The organism is Mycobacterium sp., assembly GCF_036488105.1.
In the GTDB taxonomy this organism is placed as follows: domain Bacteria; phylum Actinomycetota; class Actinomycetes; order Mycobacteriales; family Mycobacteriaceae; genus Mycobacterium.
Genome location: NZ_DASXHW010000220.1, coordinates 1 through 13,994, shown reverse-complemented (window position 1 = coordinate 13,994; position 13,994 = coordinate 1). Strand labels below are relative to the sequence as shown.

The following is a 13,994-nucleotide window of genomic DNA, read 5'->3' as shown; positions in this document are numbered from 1 at the left end:
GGGTATCGGCAAGCTGATCACCCTGACCTCGACCTACGACCACCGCATCATCCAGGGTGCGGAATCGGGCGACTTCCTGCGCACGATTCACGAACTCATCCTCGCCGACCATTTCTGGGACGACCTGTTCCGGGAAATGGGGGTGCCCTACTTGCCGATTCGGTGGAGCACCGACAACCCCGACTCGATCGTCGACAAGAACGCCCGCGTGATGGAGTTGATCGCGGCGTACCGCAACCGCGGTCATCTGATGGCCGACATCGATCCGCTTCGGTTGGACAAACTCAGGTTCCGTAGCCACCCCGACCTTGAAGTTGTCACCCACGGCCTGACCCTGTGGGACCTCGACCGGGTGTTCAAGGTCAACGGCTTCGCCGGTTCTGAGTACAAGAAGCTGCGCGACATCCTGGGCCTGTTGCGAGACGCCTACTGTCGGCACATCGGCGTCGAGTACACCCACATCCTCGATCCCGAGCAGCTGGCCTGGCTGGAAGAGCGCGTCGAGACCAAGCATGTCAAACCGACTGTGGCGCAGCAGAAGTACATCCTGAGCAAGCTCAACGCCGCGGAGGCGTTCGAAACCTTCCTGCAGACGAAATACGTTGGCCAGAAGCGGTTCTCACTGGAGGGCGCCGAGAGCACCATCCCCCTGATGGACGCGGCGATCGACCAGTGCGCCGAGCATGGGCTCGACGAAGTGGTCATCGCCATGCCGCACCGCGGCCGGCTCAACGTGCTGGCCAACATCGTCGGCAAGCCTTATTCGCAGATCTTCAGCGAGTTCGAGGGCAACCTCAACCCGGCCCAGGCGCACGGCTCCGGCGACGTGAAATACCACCTCGGCGCCACCGGCGTCTACCTACAGATGTTCGGCGACAACGACATTCAGGTGTCGCTGACCGCGAACCCGTCGCACCTGGAGGCCGTGGACCCGGTGCTGGAAGGCCTGGTCCGTGCCAAACAGGACCTGCTGGACAAGGGCGAGGGCGAACGCGGTAACTCGGTGGTGCCGATGATGCTGCACGGCGACGCCGCCTTCGCCGGCCAGGGCGTGGTCGCCGAGACGCTGAACCTGGCCAAGCTGCCCGGCTACCGCGTCGGCGGGACGATTCACATCATCGTCAACAACCAGATCGGCTTCACCACCGCGCCCGAGTATTCCCGATCCAGCGAGTACTGCACCGATGTCGCGAAAATGATTGGCGCGCCGATCTTTCACGTCAACGGCGACGACCCGGAAGCGTGCGTGTGGGTGGCCAAGCTGGCCGTCGACTTCCGGCAAAAATTCAAGAAGGACGTCATCATCGACATGCTGTGCTACCGCCGCCGCGGGCACAACGAGGGCGACGACCCGTCGATGACGAACCCGTATATGTACGACGTGGTCGACGTGAAGCGTGGCGTCCGCAAGACCTACACCGAAGCGTTGATCGGCCGTGGCGACATCTCGATGAAAGAGGCCGAGGACGCGTTGCGCGACTACCAGGGCCAACTGGAGCGGGTGTTCAACGACGTTCGCGAGCTCGAGAAGCACGGCGTGCAGGCGAGCATGTCGGTGGAGTCCAACCAGATGCTCGCCGCCGGTCTGGACACCGCGGTGGACAAGGCATTGCTGGCCCGTATCGGTGACGCATTCCTCGCGCTGCCAGAGGGATTCGCCGCCCACCCGCGGGTTACGCCGGTGCTGGAGAAGCGCCGGGAGATGGCCTACGAAGGCAAGATCGACTGGGCCTTCGGCGAGCTGCTGGCATTGGGTTCGCTTGTGGCCGAAGGCAAATTGATCCGGCTGTCCGGGCAGGACACCCGGCGTGGCACCTTCTCGCAACGGCATTCGGTGATCATCGATCGCCACACCGGCGAAGAATTCACCCCGTTGCAGCTGCTGACGGTCGATAAGGACGGCAACCCGACCGGCGGCAAGTTCATGGTGTACGACTCACCGCTGTCGGAGTACGCCGCCGTCGGCTTCGAATACGGCTACACCGTCGGTAACCCGGACGCATTGGTGTTGTGGGAGGGGCAGTTCGGCGACTTCGTCAACGGAGCGCAGTCGATCATCGACGAATTCATCAGCTCCGGCGAGGCAAAGTGGGGCCAGCTGTCCAGCGTGGTGCTGCTGCTGCCGCACGGGCATGAAGGGCAGGGCCCCGACCACACCTCCGGTCGCATCGAACGTTTCCTGCAGTTGTGGGCGGAGGGTTCGATGACGATCGCGGTGCCGTCGACCCCGGCCAACTACTTCCACTTGCTGCGCCGGCACGCCCTCGACGGGGTTCAGCGCCCGTTGATCGTGTTCACGCCAAAATCGATGCTGCGCAACAAGGCTGCGGTCAGCGACATCAAGGAATTCACCGAGACCAGATTCCACTCGGTGCTCGAGGAGCCCACCTACGAAGAGGGCATCGGTGACCGCAGCAAGGCGACTCGAATGCTGTTGACCAGCGGCAAGATCTACTACGAGTTGGCTGCCCGGAAGGCGAAAGACAACCGGGACGACGTTGCGATCGTGCGCATCGAGCAGCTTGCGCCGTTGCCGTGGCACCGGCTCACCGACACGATGGACCAATACCCGAATGTCAACCAGTACTTTTGGGTGCAAGAGGAGCCGGCCAACCAGGGCGCATGGCCCCGATTCGGCTTGGAGCTGCCCGAGCTGTTCGGAGACAAACTGACTGGCATCAAACGGATTTCACGTCGCGCCATGTCGGCGCCGTCGTCGGGTTCGTCGAAGGTGCACGCCGTCGAGCAACAGGAAATTCTCGACGAGGCCTTCCGCTGATCGGAGCGTGAGTCCTAGCGGTGTAGCGCCCGCTCGTGCCTCGCCCCGTTGCCGACTGTCGACAGAGGCGCAGTGACATCGGTTTCCGCCGGTTGCTCGTGAGCAGCGCCCACCGTCGCGGTCTGCCGGCTGATCCGCGGCGGACGCGACGGAACGTTCATCGGCCACCAGAACCAGCGGCCCAGCAGCGCCGCGATGGATGGCATCAGGAACGACCGCACCACCAGCGTGTCGAACAGCAGGCCCAGACCAATGGTGGTGCCCACCTGACCGACAGCCCGGTTGTCGCTGACCATCATCGAGGCCATGGTGAAGGCGAACACCAGGCCCGCGGCCGTCACCACCCGGCCGGTGCCACCCATCGCGCGGATGATGCCCGTCTTGAGCCCGGCGCCGATCTCCTCCTTGAACCGCGCGACCAGCAACAGGTTGTAGTCCGAGCCCACCGCCAACAGGATGATGACCGACATCACCATCACGAGCCAGTGCAACTTGACTCCGATCAGGTACTGCCAGAACAGCACGGACATCCCGAATGACGCGCCCAGCGACAGTGCGACCGTGCCCACGATCACCAACGCGGCCACCAGGCTTCGCGTGATGAGCAGCATGATGATGAAGATCATGCACAGCGACGAAATGCCGGCGATCATGAAGTCGTAGTTCGACGCTTCGCGCAAATCCTTGAACGTCGCCGCGGTGCCGGAGATGTAGACCTTGGCATCCTCTAGCGCGGTTCCCTTGAGCGACTCATAGGCCGCCGTCTTGATGACGTCAATGCGCGACATGCCTTCGCCGGTCGCCGGGTCACCCTTGTGCGAGATGATGAAGCGCGCTGCCTTGCCGTCCGGTGACAGGAACAACTTCTCGACCCGCTGGAAGTCCGGGTTGGCGAAGACCTCGTGCGGCAGGTAGAACGACTCGTCGGTCTTCGCGGCGTCGAAGTCCTTGCCCATGTTCGTCGCGTCTTGGCTGAGTTCGTTGGCCTGGTCGAACATTCCCGACATCGTGCTGTGCATGGTCAGCACCATGGTCCGCAGGCTTCGCATGGTCTCGATCTGCGGCGGTAACAGCGCAACGAGTTGCGGCACCACGGCGTCGACGCTGTCCACGTCTTTGCTGAGCTCTCCCAGCTTTTCGCTGAGCTTGTCCACACCGTCGGTGGCGTTGTACGCCGACCGGATTCCCCAGCAGATGGGGATGTTGTAGCAATGCGGATCCGCGTAGAAGTAGCTCCGCAGTGGCCGGAACGTGTCGTCGAAGTTGGCGATGTCGTCGCGCACTTCGTTGGTGATCGCCACCGTGTCTTTGGTGACGCCGGCTACGTGATGAGTCGTTCCGACCAGCTGGTTCATCAGAACGTTCACGCGCTCAAGCGATTTGATGGTTCCGCCGAGCTGGTCGGCCAGCTTGGACATGTCATCCAGCCGGCCCTTGGCAACCTGCAGGTTCTGCAGCTGCCCGGCATTCTGCATGCTGAGCAGGAACGGAATCGACGTGTGCTCCAGCGGTGTGCCCTGCGGCCGCGTAATGCTTTGTACCCGAGCGATTCCCTCGACGCGGAAGATGCTCTTGGCCAGCTTGTCCAAGACCAGGAAGTCCGCGGAATTGCGCATGTCGTGATCGGACTCGATCATCAACACTTCCGGCATCATGCGCGCCTGCGAGAAATGCCGCTCCGCGGCGGCCATTCCGACGTTGCCCGGCGTGTCCTTCGGTATGTAGTCGCGGTCGACGTAGCTCACTTTGTAACTCGGCAGCGCGAGCAGGCCGACCATGGTGACCGCACACGTCGCGGCGAAAATCGGTGCCGGCCAACGCACGACGGCGGTGCCCACTCGCCGCCAACCGCGGACACTGTGCAGTCGCTTGGGCTCCAGCAGACCGAATCGGCTGCCGACGGCAATGACCGCCGGAATCAGGGTCAACGCGACGGCGACCGCGACCAGCATGCCCACCGCGCAGGGAGCACCTAGGGTCTGGAAGACCGGCAGCCGGGCAAAGCTGAGGCAGTACGTCGCGCCCGCGATCGTCAGGCCAGACGCCAAAACCACATGGGCGACACCACGATAGGCGGTGAAGTACGCGGTCTTGCGATCCTCGCCGTTGTGACGTGCCTCGTGATAGCGCCCGATGAAAAAGATTCCGTAGTCGGTGCCCGCCGCGATCGCCAGCGACACCAGCATATTGGTGGCAAATGTGGAGAGTTTGATGACATCGTGCACTGCAAGGAAGGCGACAATGCCTCGGGCGGCGGCTAATTCGATGCCGACCATGGCCAGCAGCAGCGCCACCGTGACGAACGATCGATAGACGAAGAGCAACATCACGAAGATCACCACGACGGTGGTCACCATGATCTTCACGATTGTCTTGTCGCCGCTCGTGTTACCGTCGGCCGCAACCGCGGCCGGACCGGTGACATAGGCCTTCACTCCGTTCGGCGCGGGCGTACTGTCCACGATCTTCCGGACTGCAGCGACGGAGTTGTTGGACCGCGTCTCACCTTGATTACCAACAAGATTCAGCTGAACGTACGCGGCCTTGCCGTCGGCGCTCTGCGCACCCGCTGCGGTCAGCGGATCCCCCCAGAAGTCCTGAATGTGCTGCACATGCTGCGGGTCGGACTTCAGCCGGCCGATGAGCGCTTCGTAATACCGATGAGCGTCTGCACCAAGAGGTTGGTCACTCTCGAGGACGATCATCGCCATCGCGTCGGAGTCCGACTCCTTGAATGCCTTTCCGATGCGCGCCATCGCTCTGACCGACGGCGCGTCTTTGGTGCCCAGCGATACGGCGTGCTCCCGGGCGACCTGCTCCAGTGAGGGAACGCCGAAGCTCACCAGCAGCGTGACCGCCAGCCAGCCTAGAATGATGGGCGCCGCGAGTGTGCGGACCGCCACCGCTGCCGATGATCGTTTGGCGCGCCGGTGCTCCGCCTGATCGTTACTCATGCGCCCCTCTCGAGCGGTATTTGACAGCGTTAGATAGACATCTTCCCACGCTGTCGATGGTGCGCGCGAGCGGCACAGGGAGCCTCAGATTCCCTGCAGCCGAAACCTACTGATGGAACCCGCGGGACCTTACGGGCCCTGCTTAATGCACAAATCGGCACCAAAACAAGCACCGAATACGCAGGCTACCGCCCTTCAGAACCGTCGCACTGCCGGCAAGTGATAAAAAGTCAGGCTAGTTGTCTATTTCGGGTAATTGAACACAACCTGGGCCTGCACGCGTAGTTCTTTTTTGTGGGCATCGAGGGTTAGACAGGTTGAATTGCCCGCACCGTCGTACTAGGCACCGGTCTTGGCGCTAAAAATCCGACAAATCGCCTTTTTTCCCGTACCGACAATACCGTCGGCCTCTCCATCGAACAGACGGCGCAAAGACTTTTATCCGGTTTATCAGACTTGTTCGAACAAAATTGACGTCGGCGCATAGGCTATGTGCACGAGCGCCGTAGGCAATGGAAGAACACGCACCGATGGTGCGCCGGGGGAAGGTAATTCTGATGAAGTGGACTAGTGCTGTGGCCCGGTTGGGGCTAATGGGTATGGGGCTGGGAATTGGGGGAGCGCTGGTTTCGATTCCGGGTACCGCGTCGGCCGACTCATCGGACTGGTTGACTGTGGTCGACAGCTTTCTCAGCGGGGGGGCCATCCCGGCAGCTCCCGACATATCAGGTTTGAACCTTGCCATTTCGATGGATGGAATTTCGCTGTTCCAGGTAGGCACTGCACACGCCTACGCAGGCTCCAACGGGGACATAGCGTTCGCCGACGGCGCCGGTTCGACCGCTTACGCCTTCGGCACCGACAACTACGCGGATGTCTACGGCAGTGGCTCTACCGCCATAGCGGGCGGCACGACCGCGGGCGCTGCGACCGGCTCGACTGACGACACAGCCTTCGTTTATGGCGATCACAGCCTCGGATTCGCCGGCGGCACCGCCGAGAACCCCGGGACCTTCGACTACGCCGTCATCTTCGGCAACAACGACACGGCGTTGTCCGGCGGCGACGCGGCGGGTGCCGGTAGTTACGACGGCACCTACGTCGAGGGCAACGACCTCGGGACAGCTCACGCGCAAGGTAGCGACTACCTGGCCGACATTTTGAAGTTCTACGGCGATGGGCCGTCATCCACGGCCGCCGCTGCGGCTTCCGAAGGCGCAAACCACCTAAGCGATCTGCCGGGCAGCGACCCGTCGGGAGCTTTGGCCGACGGCAGTGCCTTCTGGACGGATCTTTTGTCGGGCGACACTGCGGGTGCTCTGACTGCGGGCAACGACGTCTGGGCCGGCCTGCTGTCGTCGTTTGATCCTTCGGGCGCTGCGGTGGACTCGAGCAACTTCTGGACGGATCTCGCGACGCTGTTCTGATTTAATCGCCCAGCGGGTCAGCGGTTACCGTCAACTGTGACGGTGGCCGCTGACCTGCTTGTGTGGCTGTCGTATCGGTCAAGGCAGTGGCTACGTCAGACATTCCTTATGTGGCGTCATTTACGGACGTGAACTAACGATTCGATCAATGTGCACATAGATCAGCTGGGCGTGGCTGATTTACGGACGGAATTTGAGCGACTCTGTTTCGGTGTCACGGCGGCACTACCGGGCAGATCGATGATGAGGCAGCGCAAGCCGCGACAAACGATGATTGCAGGATCGCGACCGATCAGTCATCACGTGGAGCGGTGCGAGAAATAGCTTGACGTGCCCGAAACGGTTCCGCAGCCTAAGTCCGCGACCGGGCCCGCTCGCATTGACGCAGTAGCCGTTTTGCGCTTCGCAATCAGCTGACCACCAGCCGGGACTCGCCCTGACAGTGCGCGATTCACCAACCACGCTACGGCGCGCGCCCAATCTCTGCCCACCGCGGTCCCCAAGCGTATCCGGCTGCGACATCTGGCTGGTTTAGACTTCGGCCGGGGCTTACCTTAGGGTACCGGGGACAGGGAGGCGACGGCATGGCAACGGCGACAACCGATCCGGTACGGCTACCGCCGGGGCCGCGGGTACCAAAAATTGTTCAAGGATTTACGTTTGTAAGTCCGCTTCAGTATCGCATCGCTCCTGTCCTCAGCCGGCATTACGGCGGCTCATTCACGATCGATCTGCCGGTCTTCGGTAAAACCGTCGTCATCCATGATCGTGAGCTCGTCAAGGACGTGTTCAGCACCAGCTTCGATCTGATCGAACGACCGACTAAAATCCTCGGCCAGGCGTTCGGACCCGGCTCAACGTTCAGCCTGCTCGGCAAAGAGCATCTCGAGCGCCGCAAGTTAGTTTTGCCCAACTTCCACGGTAAGCGGGTAAAGAATTACGAGCGCATCGTCGAAGACGAGGTGCTGCGCGAAACCGCAGACTGGCCCGAGGGCCGCGAATTTCAAACGCTTCCGTCGATGACCCACCTGACGTTGAACGCGATCATGCGTGCCACCTTCGGCGGGCGAGCAGACGCGCTTGATGAACTTCGCATCGTGATACCGCCCTTGATCACCCTCGGGTCCCTTCTACAGCGGATGCCGCCGATCGTGCGCGGCGAGTACGGTCGCTGGAGTCCGGGGAGCAGGCTAGCGAACTATCGGCGACGATTTGACGCCGTGATCGAAACGCTCATCGCCGAGGCGCGGGCAGACTCAACGTTGATCGAGCGCACCGACATGCTCGCGCTGCTGTTGCAGGCCCGGTACGAAGACGGACAGCCGATACCTGATCGGCACATCGCCGACGAATTGCTGACGTTGGTCGCCGCCGGACATGAGACGACCGCCTCCCAATTGGCGTGGACCGTCGAACGGTTGCGCCGCTACCCACAGCTGATGTCGCGACTTGCCGAGGAAGTCGATGCTGGCGGGTCCGAACTCCGGCAGGCAACGATCTATGAAGTGCAGCGCGTCCGGCCGACGATTGCGGCATCGCTGCGCACTACAAAAGCGAAAGTTCGCTTGGGAGACTGGGTTCTTCCCGAGAACACCAACGTGATGATTGATTTTCAACTCGCTCATGAGTCCGACGTCAACTACACCGATGCTGAGGCGTTTGACCCGGACAGGTTCATCGGCACCACACCACCGTCATTTCGGTGGGTTCCATTCGGCGGTGGCGTAAACCGTTGCGTGGGTGCGTCATTCGCCAACATGGAGATGGACATTACCCTGCGCACGCTGCTACGCGAATTCCGATTCGCGCCAACCGATGCGCCGGGTGAGGGACGCAATTTCCGTGGCGTAGCGATCGCGCCGTCGCGGGGTGCCCGTGCGGTGGTCTACCGGCGAACGGCGGCTGCGGCCAGGGATCGCGACGCGGTGTCGGCAGCCGACCACCGCAGCTGACTCGAAGCCTCGCCTGGCATACTGCCTGGCATGCCCACGACCAAGGAACGCGTCACTGATAGCAGCTACCGGGTGTACAAGGCATTCATCAACAAGATCTGGTACCCGTTCCTGACCCGTCGGCTCGAGGCGCAAGACGTCACCTTCCTCAACTACGGCTACGAGGACGATCCGCCGCTCAACCTCCCCCTCGACGAATCCGATGCGCCAAACCGGTACTCGATCAACCTCTACAACCAGGTCGCCACCCAGGTCGACCTCACCGGCAAGAAGGTGCTGGAGGCCAGTTGCGGACACGGGGGCGGTGCGTCGTACATCGTCCGCACCCTCAAGCCCGCCGAATACACCGGGCTGGACTACAACCCGGACGGCGTGGCCTACTGCATTGCACACCACAAGCTGCCCGGCCTTCAGTTCGTGCACGGCAACGCCGAAGACCTACCGTTCCCGGACGAATCCTTCGACGCGGTGATCAACGTCGAAGCCTCGCACGCCTATCCTGATCTCTCGAAATTCCTCTCCGAGGCGGCCCGCGTGCTGCGCCCGGGTGGAAATCTTCTCTATGCCGATTTCCGCGGCCGCCCCGAATTCCCGGCCTGGGAGGGCGCTCTTGATGCCATGCCGTTGCGTCAAGTCTCCAAACGCGTCATCAACGACAGCGTGGTGCGCTCGCTGGACAACAACGCGCAGCGGTCACTTGACTTGATCAGCCACCGGCTGCCGAAGTTCCTGCGGCCCTTCAGTCGCCACTTCGCCGGCGTGCCTGGGACGGGAATTTACAACATCATTAAGAACAGAGACGCTGAGTACCGGATCTACCGATTCACCAAAGACTGACGGGCGTCAGGCTATCGCGTAGTCCGACAACGGAAATCGGTCCTGCTCCTTGACGGCGCTGCGCACCGACGTCGGCCGGAACAGCGGTGCCTCACCCTTGCCGGTGTAGTCCCTGAACCAATACGACCGGGATGTGACACAGTTGCCGAGCTCGAAGGCGGAGTCTTTCATCAGCGTGATCATCCGTTCGAGGAACCGGGCGTTGGCCTCTTCGGTGACCTCGAAGGTGCGGGCGCCGCGCTGCTGAATTTCACCGAAAAGCCGTTCCATGTGCCGCATCTGGTACTCCACGGTATTGAACCAGGACAGACCCACCCAGGCGTACGGGCTGGCCATCGACAGGAAGTTCGGGAAGCCGGGCATCGAGATACCTTCGTAGGCCTGGAATTGGGTTTCCCGCCACCACTTTCCGAGATTCTTGCCGTCCCGTCCGATCACCTCGACCGCGGGCAGATTGGCTTCCCAGACGTCGAATCCGGTTGCCAGAACCAGGGTATCGATCAGGCGCTTGGTGCCGTCGTTGGCGACGATGCCGTCGGGCTCGATCCGGTCGATTCCGTTGGTCTCCAGATGCACATGGGATTTGGTGAACGCCCGGTAGAAGTCGTTGGAGATGGTAGGCCGCTTGCACCCGAAGTCGAAGTCGGGATCCAGTTTTCGTGACAGCTCCCGGTTGCGCACCAGCAGCAGCCGGTACAGCCTCGAGAACTGCGAGATGGCTTTGTTGAAGACCTTGAAGTACCGGTATTTCCACATCGTGATGACCATGGAGAATTCCAGAATGGCGTCGGTGTACCAGCGCAGGAGGCGCTGGGTTGCCGGGAATCGGGCGAAAAGTCGTTGCACCGCAGGGAAGAACTTGACGTCGAACTTCGGCAGCACCCAGATCGGGGTGCGTTGATACACCGTCAGCTCGGCGACTTCCTTCGCCAATTCAGGAACGACTTGCACACCGGTCGAACCGGTTCCGATCACCGCGGCACGGCGGCCGGTGAGCGAAAAGTCGTCATCCCAGGCGGCGGTGTGGATGATGCGGCCACCGAACGTTTCGATACCGGCGATGTCCGGCATCTTCGGCTGGCACAGGAAGCCGGTCGCGGCGATCAGGAACTGCGTGCTCAGCGTCTCGCCGCCGGCTAGCGCAACCCGCCACACCTGGGCGTCCTCGTCCCACCGGGCGCCCTCGACGGTGGTGTTGAACCGCATGAAACGCCTCACGTTGTATTTCTCGGCCACGTGCACGGCGTAGTGCTTGAGTTCAGAGCCCGGGGCATACATCCGGGACCAGTACGGATTCGGCTCGAACCGGTAGGAGAACGTGGGTGACGGCTGATCGACCGACAGACCGGGGTAGTGGTTGACGTGCCACGTTCCACCCAGATCGTCTTCACGGTCGAGAATCACGATGTTCTGGTAACCCAGGCTGCTCAGCTGGATCGCGGCGCCGATTCCGCCGAAACCCGCCCCCACGATGATCACATCGAATTGCTGCTCGCCCATAAGAACTAAACGGTACCTTCTGCTGCACCAACGGTGAAACGACGCCGACAGTGATTTAGGTGGCGCACGCTGGCCTTCGTGCGCCGGACGACAGCCAATTGAGTCAATGTCCAACAGTGATGGGATGGTTCGACGTCAGCGTCGCCGTGGACCAACTCGAGGCCGGCAATCTGATCGGCGCGATCGGTGACCCGATCGCGCCTGACGTCGCGCTGGTCCCGTTCGCGCTGTTCCTGGGTTTGGGTCCAATCGCCTACGCCGTTGAGGGCACCCTGCTCACATCGCGGGGCCTGATCCCGTAGCCTAAGACCCGAACGGCCAACCAGCGGTCAGCGCGTGTGTACTGTCTAATGGGAATCAGCTGTTCGAGGGGCACAATTAACACTGATGTAGAGCAACCCGGGGCATCGAGATAGTCATGAGAATGAGGCCGTTCCGTTTCCTGGTCTTACACTCTTAGCCGGTAGGCTTCAGATCCAACTGTGCCCGTGGAGCGCGTGCGCGGAAGCGTCGCATGCTGAGCTGAACCGGAGGGAGGGCCTCGGTTTGCCGGTCGCACTGGGCAATGTGTTCTTCATACTGGGCGCCGTTCTTTCGGTGAGCCTGCTGCTTCTGTTCGCCCTGAGCCGCACGGTTAAGCGGTTGAAACGCAATATGGATGTCAGTGCGGACACCGACTACGCGGCCACCCTGACGAGCCTCTCCGAAGCTTCCGTGCGGCACTTCAATCCGTACATCGACGTCGACTGGGAAGCGCCGGTGTTCACCGTCACCAAGAACGACCCACGCTGGGTGCTGTCGACGTCAGATCCGCTGGGAAGCCACCCGTGGTACCAGTCCCAACCGCTGAACAAGCGGGTTGCGATCGGTATGTGGCGTCAGGCCAACATGGCCAAGGTCGGTACGCAGTTCGAGGGCATTCTGGTCCGTGGCCTGCTGCACTACGCCTTCTGGGTGCCGAACGGTTCACCCGAGTACCGGTACTGCGTGCACGAATCTATCGAGGAATGCAGCCACAGCCTGATGTTCCAAGAGATCGTCAACCGCATCGGCGTTGATGTTCCGGGCATGCCGCGTTGGCTGCGTGTGCTGTCGCCGCTCGTCCCGTTCTACGCGGGCCCGTTCCCGAATGCGTTTTTCTTCGGGGTCCTGGCCGGTGAAGTGCCCTTCGACTACCTGCAGACAAATCTTTTGCGGGAGCCCGAGCCGCGGTCGGTACACCCGATCATGCAGGACCTGATCGCGATTCACGTCGCCGAAGAGGCCCGCCACATTTCGTTCGCGCACGAATACCTGCACCGGCGTGTTCCGCGTCTGGCCTGGTTCACCCGATTCTGGTTGTCGCTGTACGTGCCGATCGTGATGCGGATGTTGGGTCAGGCGATGGTCGTGCCGCCGCGCCGGTTCTTCCGGCAGTTCGACATCCCGCGTCCGGTTCGCAGGGAGCTGTATTCCGGCGCACCGGACTCGCGCCAGACGATGCGCAATATGTTCGGCGATATCCGAAGGCTGTGCCACGAACTGGGGCTGATGAATCCCTTCGCGCTGATGATGTGGCGTATTTGCAGAATCAACGGTCCCGCGTCGCGGTATCGCAGTGAGCCGCAGCGCGCGAACCTGCCCAGCCCGGCAAACGCAGCCTAAATCCCCTGCTGCACAACAGATCAGGTGATCACGCGATCACCTTCTGTTGGCGTGCCGTCTAATTCGCGAATTGACGAACAGCGTCACCGGTCCGCATCGCGTGACAAAAGGCATGCCACAACAAGCACACGTGGCCTTGTGCGATACTTCCTGCATGGTTCGTAGCCCTTCATTGGACAACGTCGGCGCAAGTCTCGTCTACCGCATCGGGTCGACCGCGACGTACAAAAAACTCTTCCGTTACTGGTACCCCTTGATGACCAAGCGGCTGAACCAGCAAGACGATGTTCAGTTCCTGAACTGGGGCTACGAAGAGGACCCGCCACTGGGCCTGCCGCTCGACCCGGCCGACGAGCCCAACCGCTACAGCATTCAGCTGTACCACCAGACCGCGACCCAGGACGGCATCGATCTCGCCGGCAAGAAGGTCTTGGAGTGCAGCTCCGGCCACGGCGGTGGCGCCTCTTACCTGACCCGTACGCTAAAGCCGGCCTCCTACACCGGTCTCGACTTCAACGCGGCCGGAGTCGAATTCTGTAAGGAGCGGCACAAGGTGCCGGGCCTGGACTTCGTGCACGGCGACGCCGAGAACCTGCCGTTCCCGGACGAATCCTTCGACGCGGTGGTCAACGTCGAGGCCTCACACATCTACCCGCACTTCGACCGCTTCCTCAGCGAGGTCACGCGGGTGCTGCGTCCCGGCGGCCACTTCCTCCACGTGGACTTCCGCAACCGCGACAATTTTCCGTCGTGGGAGTCAGACCTGGCCAACTCGGGTCTGCGGCAGGTCTCGTCGCGGGTCATCAACCAAGAGGTGCTGCGCGGCCTCAAGAAGAACTCGGCCCGTTCGAACGAGATCATCAACACTCGCCTGCCGGCCTTTCTGCGTAAGTTCGGCCGC

The 13,994-nt window shown here is 61.8% G+C and carries 9 protein-coding genes; 7 read left to right on the top strand and 2 right to left on the bottom strand.

Annotated features, from left to right (window positions below):
- On the top strand, positions 1–2,779 hold a 2,779-nt coding region (locus VGH54_RS11865), incomplete at its 5' end, for a multifunctional oxoglutarate decarboxylase/oxoglutarate dehydrogenase thiamine pyrophosphate-binding subunit/dihydrolipoyllysine-residue succinyltransferase subunit (RefSeq protein WP_331512190.1).
- A gap of 14 nt (positions 2,780–2,793) precedes the next feature.
- Here the strand turns inward: VGH54_RS11865 and VGH54_RS11860 are convergent.
- A complete protein-coding gene (locus tag VGH54_RS11860; RefSeq protein WP_331512189.1) occupies positions 2,794–5,733 on the bottom strand; it encodes an RND family transporter in 2,940 nt (979 codons plus the stop codon).
- Positions 5,734–6,290: 557 nt separating this feature from the next.
- Between VGH54_RS11860 and VGH54_RS11855 the strand changes: the two genes are divergently transcribed.
- The 3 genes from VGH54_RS11855 (at position 6,291) to VGH54_RS11845 (ending at position 9,949) form a co-directional block, all read left to right on the top strand.
- The gene (locus VGH54_RS11855) at positions 6,291–7,160 is read left to right on the top strand and encodes a hypothetical protein (protein ID WP_331512188.1); all 870 of its coding nucleotides are present in this window, start codon (positions 6,291–6,293) and stop codon (positions 7,158–7,160) included.
- Positions 7,161–7,744: 584 nt separating this feature from the next.
- Positions 7,745–9,112 carry a cytochrome P450 gene (locus tag VGH54_RS11850; RefSeq protein WP_331512187.1) on the top strand — a complete coding sequence of 456 codons (1,368 nt, stop codon included), beginning with the start codon at positions 7,745–7,747 and terminating at the stop codon, positions 9,110–9,112.
- A 30-nt stretch (positions 9,113–9,142) separates the two neighbouring features.
- Complete coding sequence (locus tag VGH54_RS11845; protein ID WP_331512186.1) at positions 9,143–9,949, top strand: phthiotriol/phenolphthiotriol dimycocerosates methyltransferase; 807 nt, start codon at positions 9,143–9,145, stop codon at positions 9,947–9,949.
- Between the two features lie 6 nt (positions 9,950–9,955).
- On the opposite strand, the gene VGH54_RS11840 is transcribed toward VGH54_RS11845, so the two are convergent.
- Positions 9,956–11,449, bottom strand: coding sequence for an NAD(P)/FAD-dependent oxidoreductase (locus tag VGH54_RS11840; protein ID WP_331512185.1), 1,494 nt, complete (start codon positions 11,447–11,449; stop codon positions 9,956–9,958).
- Positions 11,450–11,568: 119 nt separating this feature from the next.
- Between VGH54_RS11840 and VGH54_RS11835 the strand changes: the two genes are divergently transcribed.
- The 3 genes from VGH54_RS11835 to VGH54_RS11825 form a co-directional block, all read left to right on the top strand.
- Positions 11,569–11,751: a hypothetical protein gene (locus tag VGH54_RS11835; RefSeq protein ID WP_331512184.1), complete on the top strand. Its 183-nt coding sequence runs from the start codon at positions 11,569–11,571 to the stop codon at positions 11,749–11,751.
- A gap of 352 nt (positions 11,752–12,103) precedes the next feature.
- Positions 12,104–13,093 carry a diiron oxygenase gene (locus tag VGH54_RS11830; protein ID WP_331512191.1) on the top strand — a complete coding sequence of 330 codons (990 nt, stop codon included), beginning with the start codon at positions 12,104–12,106 and terminating at the stop codon, positions 13,091–13,093.
- Between the two features lie 154 nt (positions 13,094–13,247).
- The coding region (locus tag VGH54_RS11825; protein WP_331512183.1) for a phthiotriol/phenolphthiotriol dimycocerosates methyltransferase at positions 13,248–13,994 on the top strand (747 nt) is incomplete at its 3' end.